This window comes from Patulibacter medicamentivorans, assembly GCF_000240225.1.
In the GTDB taxonomy this organism is placed as follows: Bacteria; Actinomycetota; Thermoleophilia; order Solirubrobacterales; family Solirubrobacteraceae; genus Patulibacter; species Patulibacter medicamentivorans.
The window spans coordinates 1-22,832 of record NZ_AGUD01000346.1; the positions used below are offsets into that span (position 1 = coordinate 1).

Sequence of the window (22,832 nt, forward strand, 5' to 3'; positions counted from 1 at the left end):
CGCGATCGATCGGCCGATGCTCAGCGCCACGACGAGGAGGACGCCGACGACGGCCGTCGCGATCCCGAGCACGACCACGGTCCGACGGCGATCGGGCGCAAGCAGCAGCGCGGCCGTCGCCAGGATCAGTGCCGCGACGAGCAGTGCCAGGGCCAGCGCCCAGGCGTCGTCGCTGATGTCGCCGAGCGCCGCCGCCGCGGTCCCGAGGTCCCGGTTGACGACCTCGACCCGGCCGGTCGCCTCGAGCAGCCGTGCGAGGTCCGGTCGCAGCCGCTCGAGCGCGGCGGCCGCGACGGTCCCGACGTCGGCGACGGTCAGGGTCACGGTGCCGGCATCGCCCTCGACCAGCGACCGGTGGAGGTCGCGGACGGCCGCGCGGAAGAGCGACGTGAACGCGCGGCTGCCGACGACGCCGCCCATGACCGACTCGATCAACGGCCGGGCGGCGATCAGATCGGCCTGCTGGCGCAGGACGAGCTGGTCCGTCAGCTGCTCGGCGACGATCGCGCGGACCGCGTCGTCGCGGAGGGTCGCGGTCGCGCGATTGGCGAACTGCTCGTCGTCGCCGACGGCCCGCTGGACGTAGCCGAGCGCCACCGAGAGCAGCAGCGCGACCGCGGCGAGCGCCGCGAGCACGTCGGCGGATCGCCTGCGGGGACCGGTGCTCACGGCGCGACCCTACCGCCGGCGACGGCGCGTCGGGGTCCAGGCCAGTCCGGGTCGGGCGCCGATCGGCGCCCGAGGGGCCTCAGGCCCGCGACATGTACTCGCCCGTCTCCGTCTGGACCTTGACGCGGTCCCCGACGTTGACGAACAACGGCACCCGGATCTCGGCGCCGGTCTCGAGCGTAGCGGGCTTGTCGCCGCCTCCCGACGCGGTGTCGCCGCGCAGGCCCGGCTCGGTGTGGGTGATCTCCAGCTCGACCGAGGCCGGCAGCTGGACGTCGGCCGGCTGGCCGTCGATGAAGAGCAGGTCGACCGCGTCGTTGGCGCGGATGAACCGCAGCGCGCTCTTGACCGCCTCGACCGGGATCGCCAGCTGCTCGAACGACTCGGCGTCCATGAAGTGGGCGTCGGTGCCGTCCTCGTAGAGGTACTGCATCTTGCGCGCCTCGGTGTGGACCGCGCGGAACTTCTCGCCGGCGCGGAACGTCTTGTCGATCACGTTGCCGTCAGTGGCCCGGCGCAGCTTGGTCCGCACGAACGCGGGCCCCTTGCCGGGCTTGACGTGCTGGAACTCCACGACCTTGTAGACGGTGCCGTCCACCTCGATGTGGTTCCCGTTCTTCAGCTGGTTCGTCGAGATCATGCGCCTACGGATCGTAGAGCGGACCGGCGGTCGAGGGCGTTGCGAGCCGGCGGAGGGCGCCCGCCGGGCCGCCGCCGGTCAGCTGTCCCGGTCGCGCACGAGCACGTCGACGAGGCCCGGGAAGCGCTGCTCCAGCTCCTCGCGGCGAAGGCTGATCCGGCGCTCGGTGCCCTCGGGCCGGACGCGGGTCAGGCCCGCTTCCCGCAGCAGCTTCATGTGGTAGCTGCCGGTCGACGCGGGCAGGCCGAGCGCCTCGTTGATCTCGCCGCACGGCCGGGCCTGGCCGTCGGCCAGCAGCCGCACGATCTCGAGCCGGATCGGCTCGCCGACCGTCCGCAGGACCGTCGCCAGGTCGACCTGCTCGATCGGCGGGACCGGGAACTTGTCGCGAAGGCGGGTGACGGCCACGGAGCTATGCTACAACAGTTCTTCCAAATCTTTGGAAGTTTGGATGCGCCGCCCGTCCCACGTCGCACCGAGGTCCCCGATGCCCCGCTCCTCCGCCCCGTCCACCGCCGGCGCCCGCCGCACGCTCGGCCCGCGTACCGCCTACCTGCTGATGGCGGCCGTGATCGGCCTGGCGCTGTTCGCGTCCGCGACCCCGTCCCCGCTCTACGAGGTCTATCGCGAGCAGTGGCACTTCTCGCCGTTCGTGCTGACGCTGGTCTACGCGGTCTATGCGTTCGGCGTCCTGACGACGCTGCTGCTGGTCGGCCGAATCTCCGACGAGGTCGGCCGGCGACCGGTGCTGCTGGCCGCGATCACGACGCTGCTGGTGGCGACCGGCCTGTTCGCCGTCGCCGACAGCCTCGGGGTCCTGTTCGTCGCGCGCGGGCTCCAGGGCCTGGCGACCGGGGCCGCGCTCGGGGCCGCCAGCGCCGCGCTGCTGGACCTCCACCCCCAGCGCGACGCCCACGGCGCCGGCCTGGCCAACGGCGTCGCCAGCTCGGGCGGGCTCGGCCTCGGCGCCTTCGTCGCCTCGCTGCTGGTCCAGTACGGGCCGGCGCCGCAGCGCACGCCCTACCTGCTGCTGCTGGCCCTGTTCGCGATCGTGCTCGCCGGCGTCAGCGCGATGCCCGAGCCGGTCGCCGAGCGCCGCCGCCTGCGCCTGCGCCCGCAGGCCCCGCGGGTCCCGCAGGCGATCCGGCGACCGTTCCTGCTGGCCGGGCTCGGGGTGCTTTCGTCGTGGTCGATCGGCGGGCTCTTCCTGTCGCTCGGGCCCGAGCTCTCCGGGCAGTTGCTCGACACCCGCAGCCACCTCGCCGGCGGCGTCGCGACGTTCGCGCTGGCCGGCTCCGGGGCGCTCTCGCAGCTGGTCTTCCACCGCGTCGCCCCGTGGCGCTCGACCTCGGTCGGCTCGCTCGCCCTCGCCGGCGGGATGGCGCTGATCGTGCTCTCGCTGTCGGCCCAGTCGGCCGTCCTCTTCCTCGCCGCGACCGCGATCACCGGGATGGGCTTCGGGGTCGCGTTCCTCGGCGGCCTGCGATCGCTGACCGCGGTCGTGCCCGACCACCACCGGGCCGAGGTGATGTCGGCGTTCTACGTCGTGGCCTACGCCTCGCTGTCGCTGCCGGCGCTGGCCGCCGGCCTGGTCGTCGACTCGCTCGGGCTCGAGCCGACCTTCCGGATCTTCGGGGCGCTGGTGGTCGTAGTCGCGCTGGTCGTCGCCGCCGAGGCCTGGCGGACCCGTCCGGCGACCGCCGGGCGCCGCGTCGAGGCCGCGCACGAGCGGCCGGCCGCCGCCGGCGACCCGGCCTGACCCCCGGCCGCGACGCCGGTCCGGGCCGGCGTCGGCACCAGGCTCGGCGTCCCGCCCTGCGGTCAGCCGACGGTGACGAGGTCCTTGGGCAGCGTGTTGAGCACGTCGCTGCCGTCGGCGGTGACGACGGCGAGGTCCTCGATCCGCACGCCCAGCTCGCCGGGCAGGTAGATCCCCGGCTCGACGGTCACGATCTCGCCGGCCCGCAGCGCCCCGCCCCCGCGCGGGCTGAGGGTCGGCGGCTCGTGGACCTCGAGCCCGACGCCGTGGCCGAGGCCGTGGCCGAACCGCTCGCCGTAGCCGCCGGCCGCGATGATCTCGCGCGCGACGGCATCGACGTCGCGGGCGCCCGCGCCCTCGCGGACCGCGGCCAGCGAGCGCTGCTGGGCGTCGAGGACCAGCTCGTAGACCTCGCGAGCGCGGTCGCTGATCGGCCCGGTCGCGACCGTCCGCGTGCAGTCCGAGCAGTAGCCGTCGAGGATCGCGCCCCAGTCGACGGTCAGCAGCACGCCGGCCGGGATCTCGACGTCGCGCGGCGAGGCGTGCGGCAGCGCGCCGTGCGGGCCGCAGGCCACGATCGGGTCGAAGCTGTTGCCGCTGGCGCCGAGCTTGCGCATCGCGAACTCGAGGTCGAGCGCGACCGCCGCCTCGGTCCGGCCGACGACCGGTCCCTCCAGCACGACCTCGCGGAACGCCGCGTCGGCCAGCTCGGCGGCGGCCCGGATCCGGGCGACCTCGCCGCTGTCCTTGACCGCCCGCAGGTCGCCGATCGCGTCGGCCGGCTGCAGGTCGATCCCGGACGGAAGGGCGTCGGAGAGCCGCTTGTGGGCGGCGACCGACAGGTGGCCGGCGTCGAAGCCGATCCGCCGGGCGCCCTCGGGCAGGTGGGCGACCAGCCCGGCGCCGCCGAGGTCGCGGCCGCCGTCGATCCGCTCCCACGGGTCGGGCACCTGCTCGGCGGCCTGCGAGACGTAGCGGAAGTCGGTCACGAAGCGCAGGACCGGCGGCCCGTCGCCGGCCACGCCGACGACCACGACCGCGTTGGAGCCGGTGAACCCGGTCAGCCAGCGGATGTCGAAGAGGTCGCTGACGATCAGCGCGTCGAGGTCGCGCTCGGCGACGGCGGCGGCGAGCCGCTCGGCACGGGTGGCGGGCGCGGTGCTGGCGGCGGTGGCGTTCATGAGGCGGATTCCTCCTCGCGGGGGGCTTCGACGGTCTCTTCCTCGTCGGCGGGCGCGGCGTTGCCCTCCGCGAGGGCGACGTCCCGGTCCGCCGCGGCGACGGGGGCCGGCGTCGGCTCCGGCTCCGGCTGGCGCAGCCGCAGCTCGTCGCGCAGGATCTCCAGCGCGTCGCGGTAGCCGGCGGCTCCGCGGCCGGTGATCGTCGCGATGCAGAGCGCGGCGATCACCGAGTGGTGGCGCCACGGCTCGCGCTTGCTGACGTCGGACAGGTGGACCTCGACGGCCGGCACCCCGGACAGCTCCAGCGCGTCGCGGATCGCCCACGCGTAGTGGGTCCAGGCGCCGGGGTTGATGACGATCCCGTCGACCAGCCCCTCGGCCCGGTGCAGGTACTCGACCAGCGCGCCCTCGTAGTTGGTCTGGAAGAAGCGCGGGATCAGGTCGAGCTCGCCGGCGAAGTCGGCGACCTGTCGCTCGAGGTCGCGGAAGGTCGTCCCGCCGTAGTGCGCCGGGTCCCGTCGTCCGAGCTGGTCCAGGTTGACGCCGTGCACGACGGCGACGCGGAATCGGCGCATCGGGCCATCGTCGCACGGTCGCACGGCGCAATTGACTTCGGGTCACCTAACTCCTACTCTCCCGGTCGGTGTTCGGACACCCTAATTCACCAACCGAAAGGCTCATCGTGAGCACGATCTCCCGAACCTCCCGGCTCTCCGCCGCGCTCGGCGCGACGCTCGTCCTGGCCCTCGCCGTCCCGGCCGTCTCCTCGGCGACGATCCCCGGCGGCGTCACCAGCGCCAACTGGAACGTCCGCAACTCGTGGGTCAACTACCTGACGAACCCGGCCTGGAGCCTGTGGATCCCGCCGTTCGGCTCGGTCACCGCGACCGCCAACACGCCGGCCGCCGGTGACGCGGCCCCGTCCGGCGATCCCGCGGGCGGCTTCTCGACCCACGACGGGACGACGCCCTTCGGCTACGTCTTCACGGTCAAGAGCGACGCCGGCAGCCCGCGCACCGTGACCCTGAAGGGCGGGCTGGACTTCGATCTGCCGGCCCACGGGATCGACATCTCGCTGAAGAACGTGCGGGTCGTCGCCAACGGCAGCGGTGAGCAGCTGAAGGTCGACGCCACCTACGTGCCGCTCGCCGGCTCGACCGTCAGCGCCCCGGGGATCGTCCTCGGCAACGTCAGCTCGGCCGGCGCCGTGACCCTGACCGCGGCCGGCGCGACCGTCTTCAACGGCGGTTCCAACGGCAGCTACAGCGCCGGCGACGCCTTCGGGACCGTCGCCTACGGCTCCTAGGAGCGGTGGTCGGCGGGGCCGCCGCCCACCTCGGCGGCCCCGGCCCGGCCCGCTTCCGTCCCTTCCACCGATCGAGACCGCTGATGCTCACCCGACCCCGACGTTCACCCACCTTCGCGCTCCGGCGGCTGGCGCTCGCGGCGACCGCGCTGGCGCTGCTGCTGCCCGCCACCGCCCCGGCCGCCGAGCTCTGGTCGCCCGCCCCCGCCCCCGTCCCCGAAGGCGCGCCCGACGATCCCGTCGAGGCCGGCAAGCGGTTGCGCAACGACGTCGCCGTCGACCGCGGCGGCACCGCCTGGATCGCCTGGGTCCAGACCGACGACCAGACCGCGACGGTGACGCCTCCGGCCGTCCAGACGCTGCGGGTGTCCCGCCGCGCCGCCGGCGCCGCGTGGGCGGCGCCGCAGGACGTCACCGCGGTCCAGCGCGCGGCCGGCAGCAACTACCAGGCGCTGCTCGGGCCCGAGATCGCCGTCGACCGGGCGGGCCTGCCGACCGTCGCGTGGGGCGTGCGGGTCGACGCGACGACCGTTCTGGTGCGGGCCGCCTCGCGCGACGCGAGCGGCGCTTGGAGCACCCCCGCCGACCTGGCGTCGGTGACCGTGCCGTCCGGCCTGCCGCTGACGTTGAGCCTCGACGTCGAGGACGACGGGCGCGCCACCGTGGCCTGGCAGGGGCAGGACGCCGTCCGGCTGGCCCAGCGCGCGACCGACGGCAGCTGGGGCACGCCGGAGACGGTCGCCACCGCGACCGTCGACCTGCCCGACGCGATCGGCCTCGGGCACGACGCCGCGGGCGCCCTGACCGTCGTCTGGCGCGAGGGGACCAGCAACGGCGATCGGTCGCTGCACGCCCGCACGCGCTCGGCCGCCGGCTCGTGGGCGACGCCGGCGACGCTGACCGCCGCAACGGGCTTCGTCAGCCGTCCGGCGCTGGTCGTCGATGCGACGGGCGCGGCCGTGGCGACCTGGGGCTCGGGCGACGGTCCCCGCGCCGCCGCCCGAGCCGGATCCAGCGCGGCCAGCTGGCAGGCGCCCGAGGTCCTGGCCGCCGGCGCCGCCAACGCGGCGCCGACCGCGACCGGCGCCGCGGCCTTCACCACCGGCGGGACCGGTCTGCCGTCGGCCGCCTTCGACGCCCACGGCAACGCCACGGTCGTCTGGCCGGTCGCCGCCGACACGACCGCCGGGACGCCCGCTCGGGTCCGCGCGCGACGGTTCTCCGCCGCCGGGACCTGGGATGCCGCGGAGGACGTCGCCAGCGAGCCGACGGCCGACAACCCGCCGCTGTGGCCGCGAGTCGTGCCGGGACGCGACGGCGGCGCGACGGTCGCCTGGACGACCGGGGTCAAGGTGACCTTCGTCGGCGGCGTGGCGAACCCGACCGGCGGGACGGTCCGCGCGGCGACCCGCGCGCCCGGCGGCGGTGCCTGGTCGGCACCGCAGACGTACGCGACCGCGGCCAGCGGCACGTTCGGCACGCTGACGGCGCTCGGCGTCCCCGACACCGCCAACCTGGCGCTCGCCGGCGACCCGCTCGGCAACGCGACCCTCGGCTGGAGCCCCTACGCGAGCGCGGTCACGTTCGGCCTCAAGCGCAACGAGACGGTCGACTTCCAGCCCGCGGTCGCCCCGGCCCTCGACTGGACCGCCCGCGGCGTCGTCGGCTCGTCGAACCTCCGCACCTGGATCGACTACGTGCACGCGGACTGGCCGGGCCCGGGACCGCGAACGGCCCACGCGGTCGAGGTCGGCGACGGCGCATCCTTCCCTGAGCCGGGCGACCGCTACTCGTGGCGGCTGACCTCGGAGCGGGCCTGGCGCGATCCCGCGTCCGGTCGGCTCGTCGTCCGCTATCGGGGCGCGATCCGCTGGGTCAACACGGCGCACTACATCGACATCCGGCTGGTGAACCCGCGGCTGGAGGTCGACGCCGACGAGCGCCACGCCCGGCTCTACGTCGACGGCCGGACGAGCGGCTCGCGCGCGGACGCCGAGGCCGGCCATCCCGGCGGCGAGGACGTGAGCAACGTCCGGATGCTCGAGATCGACCTGGCCGGGCCCGGCCCCCGCACCAGCGGCGACGGCGCGTCGCGCTCGTGGGTCGCGGCGTCCAGCACGCTCTCGGCCGTCGGCGCGCTGACGTTCGGCCTGGACCAGTACGCGGGCCAGCCGTTCGGCTTCCTCACGATCACGGTCCCGACGACGCTGCAGGACCCGCCCACCGATCCGGGGCCGGGAGACGGTGGTGGCGATGGGCCTGGCGGCGGGAGCAGTGGTGGCAGCGGCGGGAGCGGCGGCGGCAACGACGGCGGGAGCGGCGGCGACGGCGGCGGCGGCACGGCGAAGCCGAAGCCGGGCGTGACCGGCCAGGTCCGCGGCAAGAAGGTCGCGAAGCGCCACGTGACGGTGACGCTGTCCAAGCGGCTCGGTCGCGTGGCCGCCAGGAGCTACCGGGTCGTCTTGCGGTCGGGCCGCACGACGGTGGCCAGCGGCACGTTGAAGGGCCGGACGCTGCGGCTGACGGTCGCGGCCCGGACGGTCGAGGGCAAGCCCAGCTACCGCCGGATCCGCGGCCGCTACGCGCTCGCCAGCCCGGCGCGCCACCGCGGCAAGCGGCTGCCGGCCAGCCGCCGGATCGCGACGACCGCGGTCACGATCCGCTAGCGCGGCGGCGCCCCGCCCTCACGCCGTCGAGGGCGGTCGCCGGCGTCGGCCGACGGGCACCAGCCCGGCGCGCCGCCGTCAGGCGACCGGCGCCAGCTCGGCGATCGCGGCCCGGACGTCGCGATCGCCGACCTGCTGGCCGTAGCGCACGTCGCCGGGCTCGCGCACGGTGACGAACGGCACCGGCGCGCTGCCGAGCCGCTTCTTGTCGCGCGCCGTGGCGGCATGGACCTCGTCGACGTCGATCGCCGCGTCCATCGTGGTCGGAAGCCCGACGCCGGCCAGCAGCTCGGCGACCTGCGCCCGCAGGTCGTCGCGGCCGGACAGCCGCAGCGCCGCCAGCAGCCCGAGCCCGACGGCCTCGCCGTGCCGGTAGCGCCGGTAGTCGGTCACCGTCTCGATCGCGTGGCCAACGGTATGACCGAGGTTCAGCACCTGGCGGCGGCCACCGTCGCGCTCGTCGTCGGCGACGACCTGGAGCTTGGTGCGCGCGCAGCGCATCACGGTCAGCGGATCGACGGGCGCTCCCGACGCGACCTGCTCCCACAGCGCGCCGCCGGAGATCAGCGCCGTCTTGACGACCTCGGCGTACCCGGCCGCCAGCTCCTCCGGCGGGAGGGTCGACAGCACGTCCGGGTCGACCATCACCGCGGCGGGCTGGTGGTAGGCGCCGACGTAGTTCTTGGCCGCGGGCAGGTCGACGCCGGTCTTGCCGCCGTAGGCGCTGTCGACCTGCGCCACCAGCGTGGTCGGCACCTGGACGACCGGGATCCCGCGCTGGAAGGTCGCCGCCACGAAGCCGGCCAGGTCCCCGACGACGCCGCCGCCGATCGCGACCACGTGGTCGGCCCGGGTCACGCCCTGCTCCACCAGCGAGCCCCACGTCCGCTCGCATGTCTCCAGCGTCTTGTGCGCCTCTCCGGGCGGAATCTCGATCATCCCGCTCAGCTCCGGAATCCGACCGGCGTGGTGCTCGGCGACCGTCTCGTCGGTGATCGCGAACCGCCGCGAGCTCTCGGGGAGCGGCCACGGCGGCAGCTCCCGCAGCAGCCCCGGCCGCAACCAGACCGGGTAGCCGCCCGAATCGGTGTGCGCCCACAGCAGCTGCGCGCCCTTCGCCCTGTGCGCCTCCGCGATCACCGCGACCGCGGGCTTCAGCAGCTGGCGGTCGACCTCCGGAAGGATCACGTCGGCGACCTGCTCGTAGACCGCCTGCCGCTCCGCGTAGAGCCGGTCGAACCCCGCGCGGTCCCGCGCCAGCGGCCGATCCGAGCGCTTGGCCCGCTTCCACGCCGTGGCCCGCCCCACGTGCAGCAGCACGACCGTGTGGCGCTCCAGTGCCCGCCGCACCCGCTCGGACTGCAGCGTCCCGCCCCCGAGCGAGATCACGCCCCCGTCGGCCCGCTCCAGCAACTCGCCGGCGACCTCCTCCTCGATCTCCCGGAACGCCGCCTCCCCGTGCTTGGCGAAGTACTCCGGGATCGACATCCCGACCCGCCGCTGCAGGCGCTTGTCGGTGTCCGACATCCGGCAGCGCAGCGCGCTGGCGAACATCCGCCCGCCGGTCGTCTTGCCGGCGCCCATGAAGCCGATCAGGACGATCGCGGGTCGTGCCATAGGCGGGCAAGTCTACGGTCGAGCCGCCCCCGCCCGCCGCTCGACCCGCCCCACCGGCCTCCGCCCGCCCGCTCGGCCGCGCATCGGTGCCGAGCCGCACCAGCACGACCTCCCGGTGGCGCTCGGGGATCGTTCACACCACGTGAACGGTTCCCCATCGCCTCCGCGGGCCACGCCCACCCCCTCGGCCCGGGAGGCCGCGACCGCGTGCGTGCGCCGCTCGGGTGGGGAGGCCGGCGATCGCGCGCACGTGCCGATCGCGTGCCGATCGGTGACGAATCGGTGCCGATCGCGTGCCGATGCGGTGCCGGCCGGTCCGCGGCCCCGCTCAGGCCCTAGCGTCGACCCGTGCTCGCCGTTCGTCAGCTCGAGGCCCTCGTGGCGATCGCCGACTGCGAGCACTTCGGCCGGGCCGCCGGGCGGCTCGGCGTCACCACGGCCGCGATCAGCTCGTTGCTCGGCCGTCTCGAGCGCACCGTCGGGACCACCCTCGTGCGACGGACGACCCGGCGCGTCTGCCTCACCGCCGACGGCGTCGGGCTGCTGGCGACGGCGCGGGCAGCGGTCGCGGCGATGGCCCGGGTCGGCGAGCGGGCGGCGACGATCGCCGCGGGTCGCGCCGGCGTCGTCAGGATCGGGGTCGTGGCCGGTTGCGAGCGGACGGCGGCTGGGGTCGCCCGGGCGCTGCGGCGCTCGGCGCCCGGGTGGTCGGTGCGGACCGCGGTGATGGACCGGCGCTCGCTCGTCCTCGCCCTGCGCCACGGGCGGGTCGAGCTGGCGGTCGGGCCGCGCTTCGGCGTCGCGCCGGCGGCGGCGTCGTGGACTCCCGTCGGCGACCGCTTCGGCGGCGAGATCCTGATCTGGCGGCGGGGATGGACCTGCCCGGTGCCGGAGGGCCTGTCGGGGCCGCGGGGCCTCGTGGCGCGCGCGGGACTGCGGTGGCCCCCGTCGGCCGCCGACTGGGCAACGCGCCCCGAGGAGCTCGCCGCCCGGCGTCAGGCCCGCGCGCGGGCGCCGACCCAGCCGATGCGCTCTTCGTAGGCCGCGATCGCGGCGCGAACGTCGTCGATGTGGTCGCCGCCGAACTTCTCGCGGTAGGCCGACGCGAGGACGAAGGCGATCATCGCCTCGCCGACGACGCCGGCGGCCGGGACCACGCAGTTGTCGGTGCGCTCGCGCAGGGCCTTGGCGGGCTCGCCGGTCGACAGGTCGACCGAGCGCAGCGGCTTGGTGATCGTCGGGATCGGCTTGACCACAGCGCGCACGACCAGGGTCTGACCGGTGGTCATCCCGCCCTCCAGGCCGCCGGCGTGGTTGGTGTGGCGGTGGATCCCCTCGCCATCCTCGTCGGGACCGAAGATCTCGTCCTGGGCCTGCGAGCCCGGCGTGGCCGCCAGCGCGAACCCGTCGCCGAACTCGACGCCCTTGTGGGCCTGGATCGAGCAGATCGCCTGCGCGAGCCGGCCGTCGAGGCGCTCGGTCCAGGAGACGTGCGATCCGATGCCCGGGTGAAGCCCGAACACGAGCACCTCGTAGGTGCCGCCGATCGACTCGTTGTTCTTCCGCTCGGCGGTGATGTGGGCGACCATCGCCTTCGACGCCTCGGCGTCGAGGCAGCGAACCGGATCGGCGTCGACGCCCTCGAAGTCCCCGACGCCGAGCGGCTGCTCGCGCTCGGGGATCACGACCGGGCCGATCTGGGTCACGTGCGAGCGGATCTCGACGCCGACGGCGCGCAGGAACGCCTTCGCCAGCGCGCCACCGGCGACGCGGGCCGCCGTCTCGCGGGCCGACGCGCGCTCGAGGATGTTGCGGACGTCCTCGTGGCCGTACTTCCAGACGCCGACCAGGTCGGCGTGGCCCGGGCGCGGCATGTGGACGGGCGGGATCTCGGCCTCGACCGGCCACGGATTCATCCGCTCTTCCCAGTTGGCGTAGTCGCGGTTGGCGACCTGCAGCGCGATCGGCCCGCCGAGGGTGCGACCGTGGCGGACGCCGGCGGTCACCTCGGCCGTGTCGGTCTCGATCTTCATCCGGCCGCCGCGGCCGTGGCCGAGCTGGCGCCGGGCCATGTCCCGGTTCATCTCCTCCCGGTCCAGCTCGAGGCCGGCGGGCAGGCCCTCGACCAAGGTCGTCAGGCCGGGTCCGTGGGACTCGCCCGCGGTCGTGAGGGTCAGCGCCATGAGGCTCGATTCTACGGAGGTCCTTCGGCGGGGGCCCTGGCGCCGGGCCGCCCGCCGCTCGTCCGCGCCTAGCGGGCGGTCATGCGGACCGTCCCGCGCCAGACGCTGAGGATCCGCAGGGCGGTCACGTCGCCCGGCTCGCCACGGCGCTCGGGAGCGCGCAGGACCACGGTCCGCCCGGCCCGGACGTGGACCAGGCGACAGCTGCGCTTGCCGGTCGTGAAGCGCTGGACGCAGACCGTGCCCTTGGACTGCGGGCCCGGCAGCGTCACGCCGCGGTCCAGGCGCAGCGTCACCACCCGGCCGCTGGCGGACACGTCGACGATCCTGGCCACGGCGTGCTTGCTGTTGGGCAGCAGCGTGCCGAGCTTCAGCCGCGAGCGCGAGTCACGGGCCGACGAGGTCTTGACCCGCATGCTGACCCGCGGCGCGAGCTTCGCCCGCTGGGCCGCGAGGGCCGCCAGGGCCTTGCGGCGGTCCTGCTCGCTGCCGCCGCCGATCGCCGGCGGACTGGTGGCGGGCGTGGCGGGCTTGACGGCCGTCGTCGGCGCGGTGCCGGTCGCCGACGCCGCGGCGCTGCTGGCCGCGTTGGACGTCGCCACGGCGCTGCGCGCCTTGTCGCTGACGCTGGTCGCCGTCCCCGATCCCGAGCTGCCGCCGCCGGCGGCGGCCGGCGGAGCGGTCGCCCCGCGGGAGAACGGGTCGGTCGAGCGACCGGAGTCGCTGGCGCGGCGAGCGCGGCGCAGCTCGGCGGCCTCGGTCGTGGCCGGCACCGCGCTGTCGCGGTTGGCCGCGGCGACGGCCTGCAGCGCCCGTGCGGTCGTCGCGTCGTCCTTGGCCGCGGTCAGGGCGGCGGAGGGGTCGTTGGCCACCGGCGAGGTGTCCTGCCCGCTGCCCCAGACGGCCAGGCCGCCGCCGACGACGAGCACGCCGCCGACCACCACGGCCAGCAGCGGGTCGACCTGGCCGGAGAGGTCACGCAGGGAACGGCTCATGGCTGGGCTCCAGTCGGGGTGGCGGCCGGCGTGGCGGTCGAAGGCGCCGTGGTCTCGGCCGGCAGCAGGTAGGCGACGACGTCGAGCGTGCCCGAGAGCGAGCGGCTGGCGCCCTCGCCGTCGACCGACAGGTTGACCGAGTTGACCCGCAGCAGCCGGCCCTTGGCCGCGATCCGGTCGCCGTGCGAGCGGACGCTTCCCTGGACCGCCTTCACGAAGCGGGTCACCGCGACGTAGGTGCCGCCGACCTGGACGCTGAGGCTGACCGGGACGCTGCCCGGGGCCGCGCCCGGCACGCCGGCCGTCGCCGTGGATGCCGCGGGCGCCGGGGCCGGCGTCGTCGGAGTGGTCGACGTCGTCGTTCCCGAACCGCCCGCCGGCTTGCCGGTGCTCGCGTCGAGCTCCTTGCTGGTGGCGTTCGCCTGGGCGACGCCGCCGGCCGCCTGGGCCGCGGGGTCCGGAGTCGCGGCCGGGGCCGCCGACGCGGCCGCGTCGTTGACCTTGAGCACGTCGAAGGTCACGTCGTAGCGCTTGGCGGTGCTGTCGAGCTGGTCGATCAGCTGCGCGGCCTCGACCTTCTCGGGGACCGCGACCGCCAGCCGCCGCAGCTCGCGGACGTTGGCCGGAGCTCGCTCGGCGGCCTGACGCGCCTGCGTCAGTTCCGCGAGCACCTGCGTCGCCTGCGCCTCGGCGGTCTGCTGGGCCTGCTCGGCGACGTCGGCGTCGTCCCGGGCGGGGGTCACGAGGAACATCCACAGGAGGGCCCCGACGGCCAGCACGACGGCGCCGGCCAGCAACATGCGCATCTTCTCGGTCATCGACCTGCTCCGTTCGTGCCGCCGGCGGCGGCCTGGGTCGCGTTGTCGGGCGTCGAGGTGGTGCCGTTGGGCGTCGTCCCCGTCGCGCCGCCGGCGGCGGTCGCCGTGGTGGCGGTCGGCACCAGGTCCAGGGTGGTGGTCGGCGCCAGGCCGAGCGCCGCATCCATCGTCACCTTGCGGCAGCCGCCCGACGCGGCGCCGCTCGAGGCGCTCGAGGCGCTGGCGCCCTTGGAGCCGTCCGAGGTCTGGTTCAGCGCCACGTCGGCGACCTGCGGCAGGCGGCGCAGGGCCACCAGCGTGCGGGCGACGCGTCGCTGGGTGTCGGCGCAGCCGTTGATCGCGACGCTGCCCTGGCCGCCGAGGCCGGCGGGAACGGTCCCTCCGCTGCCGGAGGCGGTGGCGCCGACCGCCTGGGCGCTCAGCTGGGTGATCCCGACCTGGCGGGGCAGGGCCCCGGCCACCGACTGCAGCACCATCGCCCAGTCGGTCCGGCCCTGGGCCAGCGCGACCACCGCGGTCTCGCGGCTCTCGCGGCGGCGATCGAGCGCGACCACCGGCTGCAGGCGGCTGACCTGCGCCTGGGCGGTCGCGGTGCGGGCGGTCGCGGCGGCCTCGGCCTCGCGGGCGGCCGACGCGTCGTGACGCGCCATCGCCCACATCCCGAGCAGCACCACGATCACGACGGCCCCGACGCCGGCGATGGCGTGCAGGGGGTTGAGACGGCCCGTCGCGACGGCGCGCGCTCCCGCGCGCTCGTCGACGGGCAGCAGGTTGACGGCCCTCATGTTCAGCTCTCCTCCACGCTCAGGCCGAGCGCCACGGGATCGGCGCCGCCGGCGAGCGCGGCGGCGGGATGGACCGGCAGGTCGAGCGCCTCCGACAGCAGGACGGAGACGCCCTCGAGCCCGGCGAGCGGGCCGCTGACGACGCACAGCTGCGGGGACTCGCCGTCCTCCTGGTCGACGTGGAACTCGACCGAGGTGCGGACGGTGGTCGCGATCGCGCGGACGGTGCGGGCTAGGACGGCGGTCGCCTCGGCCGACTGCTCGGGGCTCAGCGAGCGGTCGCCGAGCAGGCCCGCCGAGGCGTCGTCGACGTCGAGGTCGAGCCGCCGCGCCAGCTCCTCCGCCGCCGACTGGACGCCGGCGGGGATCGTGCGGACGAAGCGGCAGCCGTCGGGATCGGCGAGCGCCAGCGTGGTGACGCCGTCGAGGTCCAGCAGCATCGTCGGCTCGGACGGCTGGACCATCCGGGCCAGCCCGAAGGCCAGCAGGTCGACGCCGACCGGCTCCAGGCCGGCGGCCTTGACCGCGGCGACCTGGCCGTCGACCAGCTCGCGGCGCGCCGCCACGACGAGGGCGCGGCGCACGTTGTCGGGCTGCCCGTCGGGGGTCGGCCGCTCGGGCAGGATCCGGTAGTCGATCAGGGCGTTCTCGGCGGCCGTCGGGATCCGCTCGCGAGCGATCATCCGGACGGCGGCGTCGAGGTCGTCCTCGTTCTGGACCGGCGGCAGGTCGAGCACGCGGACGGCGACCTTCTGGCAGCCGACGCCGATCCGCACCTGCTTGCCGAAGCTGCGGCCGTCGACCGCCTGGCGCAGCGCCTGGGCGACGGCGATCGCGTCGATCACCTCGCCGTCGCGGACCGCCCCGGGCGGCAGGACGGCCGAGGCCGAGGCGCGAGCGGTCAGCGGTCCGCGGGAAGCGGCCGCGCAGGCGAGTCCGACGTGGGTGGCGCCGATCCGCACCCCGGTGACCGGGGCGCTGGCCTGGGGCCGGCGGGGCGCGGGCCGGGAAGGCAAGCGCGGAAGGGTGAGTTGGCGGCGTGGCATCACGGTCTCTCGGGGTCGCTGGACGCATCGACCGACCGGCGGTCGTCCCTTGACGGGGGCCGACGGCCGTGGACGCTCGTCCGACGACAGCGGTGGACCAGATCTGGACGCCCGGGTCCGGCGCGCCACCCGCGACCGCGGCCGCGGTGCCCCGGAAACGGACGGCGAGCGCCCGCAGGGCCCGGCGAGCGACGGCGCCGCCGGCGATCACGAGGGCGGTCGCCGCACGGCCGCCGCGATGCCCGAAGGAGCCCCGCAGTCGCAGCGTGGCGCGGTCGGCGTGCGGCACGCCGCTCACCACGTCCCACCCGACGGGCAGCCACCGGCGCCGGCCGGCGTGCACAGGCGCTCGACCGGGCCGTGGCCGTCGCGCTCGTAGGAGAACCGCTCGCCGGCGCGCGACCGGGCGACGACGACGAAGCGCTCGTCGGAGGCGACGGTCACGGCGACGTCGCCGGGATCGGGGTCGGCGCCGCCGCTGGTCAGGACGATCGGCAGGCCTGTCGCGTTCGACGACCCGGGCCGCGGCGCCAGCCGCGTCGGCTGGTCGCAGCCGTCGTAGACCGGGACGTCGGCGGCGCACGCCTCGACCAGGCGGGCGGTCGCGACGACCGCGTCCTTGGCGACGGCGTCCTGGGCCTTGGCGCGCTGCCCGAGGAAGGTCGGCAGGGCGATCGCCGAGAGGACCCCGATGATCAGGATCACGACCAGGATCTCGATCAGCGTGAAGCCGTCCGCCGCGGCGGCGGTGGGCGTGCGATGCACGTCGATGGAAGGCGCGGTGGTCATCGGGCTGGTGCGTCCATCGGCCTCTCGAGCGCTGGACGCGCGTCCTATCGAGAGGGCTCGACGTCTGTACGACAGGCGTCGAGTCCGTCAGAACGTCGACAGGTAGGCGTCGAGCAGCGGCTGCCCGGCGACGATCCCGACCACCCCGCCGACGGCCAGGTAGGGGCCGAAGGGGATCCGCATCTTGCGAGCCTTCTGGACGCCGTGGCGGGCGGCCAGCAGGACGCCGGTCAGGCTGCCGACCACGAGCGCGGCGAGGATCGCGACCGCGACGGCCGGGCCGAGGCAGAGCCCGAGCACCGCCGCCAGCTTGACGTCGCCCATCCCCATCCCGCTCGGGTAGACCATCACCGGCACCAGCAGGAAGAGCGCCGCGCCGGCGCCGGCCAGCACGCGGCTCAGCTCGCCGCCGGGATCGATCGCCGTGCCGGCCACCAGCGCGGTCGCCGCCGCCGGATAGGTGATGACGTTGGGGATCCGCTGGTGGTCGAGGTCGATCAGCGTGATCGGCACCAGCGCGGTGACCAGGACGATCCCGAGCACGACGTCGACGGTGTCGCCGGCGACCGCGGCGACCAGCGCCCAGAGCACGGCGGTCGTCGCCTCGACGACCGGGTAGCGGCGCGAGATCGGCGCCTGGCAGTCGCGGCAGTGGCCGCGCAGGAGCAGCCACGAGAGCACCGGGACGTTGTCGTAGGCGCGGATCTGGTGGTGGCAGCTCGGGCATTCCGAGCGGCCGCCGGCGACCGACGCGCCGAGCGGAACCCGGTAGGCGACGACGTTGAGGAACGAGCCGATCAGGAGCCCGAAGGCGGCGGCGAAGGCGATGAGCATCGGGAGCATGCGTCGAGGAAGGAAGCTAGGAGGTGGCGAGTTGCGCGTGGGCGACGTGGAGTGCCGGTTCTGTGCCGGTCCACCGTCGACGTCGTGGCAGGGATCGGCGTCTCGGCGTCCGTTCGTGACTCCGGCACCGTCGGGGAGGACCATCCGTCCACTCGCGGGAGCCCCGGCGGCCAGCCTCCGTCGAGCGGCCGGACGACGCGTCGGACACGCGGCGCGGGCCACCTGTCCGGGCGGTTGACGGCGATGCGCGGCGATCGCGATGATCCCGCGGATGTCGGGCGCTCCCCACCGCCGAGGCGCCCGCTCGCGCCGCTCGCCGCCTCCCGCCGATCGCGCGTCGGAGCCTCTGCGCGGGCGGGGGCCGGGGCGCGTCGCCGTGGCCTCGGCGCTGGTCGCGCTCGCCGCCCTGGGGACGGCCGGCTGCGGCGACAGCGGCCCGAAGGTCAGCTCGAAGACGATCGCCCCGCCGCCGGGAGCGCCCGCGCCCGACCTGGCGTCAACCAAGCAGCGGGCGGACCTGGAGACGCGCAACCTGCTGCGCGGCGCGATCTCGGCCGCGGAGACCTGCTTCGGCTCGGCCGACAGCTACGTCCCCTGCCGGACCCGCGAGCAGCTGACCCCGTTTGCCAGCGAGCAGCGCTTCGGTCCGTTCCTCGAGCACGTCGTCGCCGGAGATCCGAAGCCCGGCGAGATCGCCGTCCAGGTCGCGACCCGCCGCCAGCTCCGGATCCTCGCCGCCTCCCGCTCCGGCAACCGCTTCGCCTACTCCCGCTCCCTCCCCCGCGACCCCTCCCGAGCCGACGCCGCCAAGACGACGATCTTCTCCTGCCTCGTGCGCGCGTTCCCGGAGAGCGAGTCGTGCGAGAAGGGGCGGTGGGGCTAGGCGGAAGTCGCCGGGGCCGGTTGGTCCACGGTCGACGGCGAACCGTCGTCGACCGCCGTGGACGTCCTCCGGATCTGCGCGAGGTAGGCGTTCATCCGGTCGACGTTGCGCTCTATCGGCTTCCAGCGCGGGAACGTGCTCTCGTTGGGGCCGGCGACGCCGTGCATCGCCAGGACACGCCCGTCCCGCAGTACTGCCTCGCCACAACGTGACCCGGTCCAACCGTGGCGGCCGACGCCGAACCGCTCGACCTCAGCCAGCAAAACCCGGACCGTGCGGCGCGGGTTGTGGATGATGAGTTGGTCGCCCTTGAACACCACCCGTGCCCGCGCCGTGCCGCCAAGGAGCAGCACGAGCCCGAGGGCGATCAGCAGGAAGGCCGGGCGCACCCACCAGTCGATCGGCTGCCCGCTACGCCCGATCACTCCGCCGTAGGCGTCCTCAGGCCGGATCGCGTAGCCGACGTGGATCCCGGCGAACACCAGGGTGATTGCGCCAAACCAGATCCGCTGGGGCCAGAAGCAAAAGGTGGCCGTCTGTTGTGTCGCTTGCATCTTCATGCGCCTCTAGCAACACCCATCGCCTGACCAGGGGCGGTCCGGTGACGCTGCACCAGACGCGCCGGTCCCCAGAAGTCCCGTAGCCGAGTCGTGACCGACCTCGATCGCCTTAGGCCAGTTGACTGGTGCGACTCGCTCGAGGCGTACCGCCGGGATCATTCCCGCTAGGAGCCCCGCCACGTTGCCCAGAGTCTCCTGAGCGAAGGTCTTGCATCGTCTCCTCGTGTTGTAGACGGCCGCGACTCCTGATTCGACCTCGAAGACTGCGAACGCTGCCATCGCCAGCTTTGCGCAGGACGCGAATGAGCCGACCACGCAGGTCACGCCAGCCACGACGTTCATCGTGAACACCGGGTGCTCCCACGCGAACTTCACGGCACCGACCGTGGCGTCCTTGACTCCTTCGGTGATGTCATCGATGACCGGCACATGCCCCATGCCCAGGAACAGCCCGCTCGGATCCGCGTGGTTCAACGGATCGTTCCCCGCATACGCATAGGGATCCTTGGTCAGCGCCCCCAGCGGATCCGGCGTCAGGAACTGCCCGGTCCGAGGGTCGTAGTGGCGCGCTCGCAGGTAGACGAGTCCCGACGCCGCGTCGCTGTACTCGCCGGCGAAGCGCAACGGGGTGTCGGCCGTGCCGGTCTGGGTCACGACGGTGCCGTACGCGTCGTAGGTGAAGCCCGCGACGACGGCACCGGTCGCGTCCGTCAGGCGGCGCGTGCTCCCGAGCTGATCGTGGTGGTAGAAGGCCACGTCGCCGTTTCCGTCGACGTGCTCCACCGCGAGGCCGTCGGGTCCGTAGATGTAGCTCGTTCCGCCCTCGGTCAGCATCAGGGGCAGCGACGACGTGGTGCGGTCCCAGGTGAAGGCCCGTGCTGCGCTGCCGACCGACCGCCGCGCCCGGAGGCCGTCGGCGTCCGACTCGTACTCCACCGTCGGCTGGCCGGTCTCGCCGGCTGACGTCAGCAACTGTCGCTGGTCGTAGCCGTAGGAACGGGCGGGCTGCCCCGCCCCGCTCTCCCCCGTCCGCGCCCCGAGACTGTCGAAGCTGAACGACCGCTCGTTTGCTCCGCTGTTGGAGACCGTCAGCTGCCCGGCGTCGTCGTAGACCAGCGGCTCCAGGCCGGCGAGCTTCGTGATGCCGTCGGCGGCGTTGTAAGAAAACGTGTCGGTTCCCGCCAGCGAGAGGCGCCCGTTCTGGTCGTAGTCGAACGCCGTCGTGCCGCCCGGCATGTTCTGGGCCTGCTCCGACGCGACGCGGCCCCCGTCGGTGCGCCCGTAGTCGAGCTTGCCGAGACTGCCGGCCTGATCGCCGAAGGCGATCGCCAGCGGACCGCCTTCGTTGTCGCGGGAGACGCGATCGGCCAGCGACGAGCCTCCCGGGAACTCGGTCTTCGAGAGCCGACCGTCGGGGTCGTAGGAGAACGTCGTCGTGTGGTTCAGCCAGTCGGTGACGCCGGTCATCAAGCGGTCGTCGTCGAACGTCCGCGAGACGGTTTGGCCGTTCGGGTACTTGATCCCCGTCGGGTTGCTGGAGATGTCGTACGTGTACTCGACCGTTCGAGCGCCGCCGTCGACGGCGCGCGTCATCCGGCCCAGGCTGTCGTACTCGAACGACGACGTCCCGGTCTCGTCCGTCATGCCCGTTCGCTGACCATCCGCGTCGTAGCTGAAGCCGATGTCGTGGGTGTCGGGATCGGAGAAGTCGACGCCCTGCAGGACTCCGGCATCGTCGTAGGAGTAGGCGGCGGTGCGCCCGGCGGGATCGGTCGCAACGGTCACGTTGCCCGCGGCGTCGTAGGTCAGCCCCGTCCTCCGCCCGAGCGGATCGATGGTCGCCGTCTTGCGACCCGCCGAGTCCCACTCGTAGCGGGTGGTCTTGCCTCGCCCGTCGATGAAGCCGGTCACGTTGCCGTCGGCGTCGTAGGCCGTCACCTGGTACGACCCATCGGCGCGCGTCTGGCGGACCGGTTGGTTCTCGGCATCGAAGGTCGTCTGGAGCGAGACGCCGTCGGGATCGGTGACCGTCGTTCGGTTGTCGTTGGCGTCGTAGGCCATCGTCGTGGTCTTGCCGTTGGCGTCCTCGATCGTCGTCGGGCGGCCACGCCCGTCACGCGTGACGGTGGTGGTGAAGTCGGCCGGGTTCGCACCGGACGCGTTACCACGACCGCTGGTCTGCGTCAGCAGGCGCGAAGCCGCGTCGAACGTCGACGTCGTCTTGCGGCCCTCCGGCGAGGTGGTGCTGGTGCGGTTGCCCGCGGCGTCGTATCCGTGGCTCCACTCCTTCCCGCGCGGGTCGGTCATCTTCGTGACCAGACCCCTCGTGTCGTAGGTGAACGACGTCGCCTCGACCTGGTCGGCCTGTCCGGGACGCACCAGGGTCCGGCTCACCTTCGTGGGGTGGCCGTCGGCGTCGTAGTCGATCGTCGTCTTCCTGCCCGACGGCTTCGTGATCGACGTGACCTGCCGGTTGGCGTCGTACGTCCAGCGGGTCGTCCGTCCCTCGGCGTCCTCGACGCTGGTGCGGTTGCCCTTCGCGTCGTACGTGGTCGTCGTCTCGTGCCCGTTGCCGTCGATCCGCTTGACCGGGTTCCGATCGGCGTCGTAGGCGTAGGTCACCGTGCTCGCCTCGGGAGTCCCGAACCCCCGCGTAATCGACAACGGCCGGGTGTCGGCGAACCGAATCCGCGTTACGTCGCCCGCTGGGTTCGTGATCCGCGTGACGTCGCCGTCGTAGACCCAGGTGCGACGCCGGTTCAGCGCGTCGGTCTGGGCGACGGCCCGGCGCTGCGAGTCGTACTCCGTCGTGGTGGTCCCGCCGCGAGCGTCGGTCATCGACGTCATCTGGTGCTGGCTGTCGTAGCCGAACTGCCACAGCGGGCCGGCCTCGCCGTCGTAACGCACCGTGCGCAGCTCGCCGCCGTCGTAGGTGTAGAGAACCTTCTGACCAGCCGGACCGGTGACGCTCGTCACGTGGTCGTCTCCGTCGTAGGAGAACTCGAAGGTCCGGCCGCCGGGATCGGTGGCGGTCGCCAGGCGGCCGCTCGCGTCGTACGTGAGCGTGATCGCGTTGCGGGAGCGATCTCGGACCTCGAGCAGGCGGCCTGTCGAGTTGAAGATCCGGCTCGAGCGATCCGGGAGCGTGTACTCGTAGGTTCCGTCCGTTCGGCGGCGCAAGGTCGCCTGGACCCAGGCCGGGGCTCCGAACGAACCGTCCGTGCGTGGGAGGAACGGGACGACACTGCCATCCGCCTGGTGGACACGAACGCGCTGCTGCACGTCGTCTACCGCCAGCCGGTCGGTGAAGGGTCCCGTCCAGCCGAACCCGAATGGCCCGCCTGCGTCTGCGGCTTGGGAGTTGTAGGTACGCGTCAGCGTCAGGCCAGGACCAACACCGTCGACAACGAGGTCGGTCTGTGACTCGAACTGGTTCCCCGTCGCACAGTCGACCGGCTTGCCCGCGCACGAACGCTGCTCGTTGGGCGTGGCGGCGTTCGATGGGCCGTAGTTCTCGGCATCGAGCGGTCCGACCTTGACGTTCGGACCTTGAAACGCCAGACGAGGTGGCAGCGGAACGATCGTTCCTTCGTTGTCAAGTGCCCACCAGACGGTCGTCGCGCCGGTGCCCGACGTCTTGCGGATGGTGCCGGTGTTCACCAACTTCGGGATCACATCGGTCGACGAGTACCGAATCAGTCCGCCGCCACCATTGCCGATCTCGGCGTTCAGATTCAATGTCCCGACATTCATGATCCGACCGTCCTCATAGCCGGAGATGAAGCCGTTGGTGAACGTGAGTTCGCCCTCGTTGCGAAGCGTGTGCGCCCACACACGAGTATCACTCGCAGACGAGTTGCCCTGCATCGTCCCGGTCACATTCGGACCAAGTACCAACGTGCCGGCATCCAACAACTCGCCACGATTCCAATCAAACGCCTCAGCAACGCGCAGCGTCCCAACCCCGCCGACCTTTCCCGACGCGATCGTCAACGCCCGCACATGCGAATCAACCGCCGGATCCGTCACATCCAAACGACCCGTCACACGAACCGCAGCACCAACACCCTGCACATCACGAACCGAAACCGA

At 73.9% G+C, this 22,832-nt stretch carries 20 protein-coding genes; 5 read left to right on the plus strand and 15 right to left on the minus strand.

From position 1 onward, the window contains the following. The 3 genes from PAI11_RS23570 to PAI11_RS23580 form a co-directional block, all read right to left on the minus strand. Positions 1–669 (minus strand): hypothetical protein (locus tag PAI11_RS23570; protein ID WP_040601553.1); only part of this gene is annotated, 669 nt, incomplete at its 3' end. Between the two features lie 79 nt (positions 670–748). After that, positions 749–1,309 (minus strand): elongation factor P, encoded by a 561-nt coding sequence (gene efp / locus PAI11_RS23575; protein WP_007579628.1) that lies wholly within the window; start codon positions 1,307–1,309, stop codon positions 749–751. A gap of 78 nt (positions 1,310–1,387) precedes the next feature. Continuing rightward, positions 1,388–1,717 (minus strand): ArsR/SmtB family transcription factor, encoded by a 330-nt coding sequence (locus tag PAI11_RS23580; RefSeq protein ID WP_007579631.1) that lies wholly within the window; start codon positions 1,715–1,717, stop codon positions 1,388–1,390. Between the two features lie 79 nt (positions 1,718–1,796). Between PAI11_RS23580 and PAI11_RS23585 the strand changes: the two genes are divergently transcribed. After that, on the plus strand, positions 1,797–3,068 hold the full coding sequence (locus PAI11_RS23585; protein ID WP_007579632.1) for an MFS transporter: 1,272 nt from the start codon (positions 1,797–1,799) through the stop codon (positions 3,066–3,068). A 62-nt stretch (positions 3,069–3,130) separates the two neighbouring features. On the opposite strand, the gene PAI11_RS23590 is transcribed toward PAI11_RS23585, so the two are convergent. Further along, positions 3,131–4,249 carry a M24 family metallopeptidase gene (locus PAI11_RS23590; RefSeq protein WP_007579633.1) on the minus strand — a complete coding sequence of 373 codons (1,119 nt, stop codon included), beginning with the start codon at positions 4,247–4,249 and terminating at the stop codon, positions 3,131–3,133. Next, positions 4,246–4,824, minus strand: coding sequence for a type II 3-dehydroquinate dehydratase (locus PAI11_RS23595; protein WP_007579634.1), 579 nt, complete (start codon positions 4,822–4,824; stop codon positions 4,246–4,248). Before PAI11_RS23595 ends, PAI11_RS23590 begins: the two co-directional genes overlap by 4 nt. 107 nt (positions 4,825–4,931) lie before the next feature. On the opposite strand from PAI11_RS23595, the gene PAI11_RS23600 reads away from it, so the two are divergent. Both PAI11_RS23600 and PAI11_RS23605 read left to right on the plus strand, forming a co-directional pair. Then, positions 4,932–5,555, plus strand: coding sequence for an HtaA domain-containing protein (locus PAI11_RS23600; protein ID WP_007579635.1), 624 nt, complete (start codon positions 4,932–4,934; stop codon positions 5,553–5,555). Positions 5,556–5,638: 83 nt separating this feature from the next. Further along, positions 5,639–8,221: an HtaA domain-containing protein gene (locus PAI11_RS23605; RefSeq protein WP_138974535.1), complete on the plus strand. Its 2,583-nt coding sequence runs from the start codon at positions 5,639–5,641 to the stop codon at positions 8,219–8,221. Between the two features lie 78 nt (positions 8,222–8,299). On the opposite strand, the gene PAI11_RS23610 is transcribed toward PAI11_RS23605, so the two are convergent. Continuing rightward, positions 8,300–9,838: a bifunctional shikimate kinase/3-dehydroquinate synthase gene (locus PAI11_RS23610; protein WP_007579637.1), complete on the minus strand. Its 1,539-nt coding sequence runs from the start codon at positions 9,836–9,838 to the stop codon at positions 8,300–8,302. A 348-nt stretch (positions 9,839–10,186) separates the two neighbouring features. On the opposite strand from PAI11_RS23610, the gene PAI11_RS25170 reads away from it, so the two are divergent. Further along, entirely contained in the window at positions 10,187–10,879 is a 693-nt protein-coding gene (locus PAI11_RS25170) for a LysR family transcriptional regulator (RefSeq protein ID WP_007579639.1), read from the plus strand. On the opposite strand, the gene aroC is transcribed toward PAI11_RS25170, so the two are convergent. From aroC to PAI11_RS23650, 7 genes are all read right to left on the minus strand, one after another. Further along, positions 10,834–12,021 (minus strand): chorismate synthase, encoded by a 1,188-nt coding sequence (gene aroC / locus PAI11_RS23620; RefSeq protein ID WP_007579641.1) that lies wholly within the window; start codon positions 12,019–12,021, stop codon positions 10,834–10,836. The two genes, PAI11_RS25170 and aroC, sit on opposite strands and share 46 nt — an antisense overlap. 68 nt (positions 12,022–12,089) lie before the next feature. Beyond that, entirely contained in the window at positions 12,090–13,016 is a 927-nt protein-coding gene (locus tag PAI11_RS23625) for a hypothetical protein (protein ID WP_007579643.1), read from the minus strand. After that, positions 13,013–13,834, minus strand: a complete 822-nt coding sequence (locus PAI11_RS23630) for a type II secretion system protein GspM (protein WP_007579645.1) — start codon at positions 13,832–13,834, stop codon at positions 13,013–13,015. Before PAI11_RS23630 ends, PAI11_RS23625 begins: the two co-directional genes overlap by 4 nt. Continuing rightward, entirely contained in the window at positions 13,831–14,619 is a 789-nt protein-coding gene (locus PAI11_RS23635; protein WP_007579647.1) for a hypothetical protein, read from the minus strand. The genes PAI11_RS23630 and PAI11_RS23635 overlap by 4 nt, the downstream gene beginning before the upstream one ends. A 2-nt stretch (positions 14,620–14,621) precedes the next feature. Further along, the gene (gene pilM, locus PAI11_RS25175; RefSeq protein ID WP_170320781.1) at positions 14,622–15,635 is read right to left on the minus strand and encodes a pilus assembly protein PilM; all 1,014 of its coding nucleotides are present in this window, start codon (positions 15,633–15,635) and stop codon (positions 14,622–14,624) included. Positions 15,636–15,959: 324 nt separating this feature from the next. After that, positions 15,960–16,430, minus strand: coding sequence for a prepilin-type N-terminal cleavage/methylation domain-containing protein (locus PAI11_RS26640; protein ID WP_007579651.1), 471 nt, complete (start codon positions 16,428–16,430; stop codon positions 15,960–15,962). A gap of 111 nt (positions 16,431–16,541) precedes the next feature. After that, positions 16,542–17,297, minus strand: coding sequence for a prepilin peptidase (locus PAI11_RS23650; protein ID WP_007579654.1), 756 nt, complete (start codon positions 17,295–17,297; stop codon positions 16,542–16,544). A gap of 376 nt (positions 17,298–17,673) precedes the next feature. On the opposite strand from PAI11_RS23650, the gene PAI11_RS23655 reads away from it, so the two are divergent. Next, on the plus strand, positions 17,674–18,180 hold the full coding sequence (locus PAI11_RS23655) for a hypothetical protein (protein ID WP_007579656.1): 507 nt from the start codon (positions 17,674–17,676) through the stop codon (positions 18,178–18,180). Here the strand turns inward: PAI11_RS23655 and PAI11_RS23660 are convergent. Then, a complete protein-coding gene (locus PAI11_RS23660; protein ID WP_040601554.1) occupies positions 18,177–18,740 on the minus strand; it encodes a hypothetical protein in 564 nt (187 codons plus the stop codon). The genes PAI11_RS23655 and PAI11_RS23660 overlap by 4 nt on opposite strands. A gap of 6 nt (positions 18,741–18,746) precedes the next feature. Beyond that, positions 18,747–22,607 carry an RHS repeat-associated core domain-containing protein gene (locus PAI11_RS23665; RefSeq protein ID WP_211656659.1) on the minus strand — a complete coding sequence of 1,287 codons (3,861 nt, stop codon included), beginning with the start codon at positions 22,605–22,607 and terminating at the stop codon, positions 18,747–18,749. Positions 22,608–22,832 lie beyond the last annotated feature (225 nt).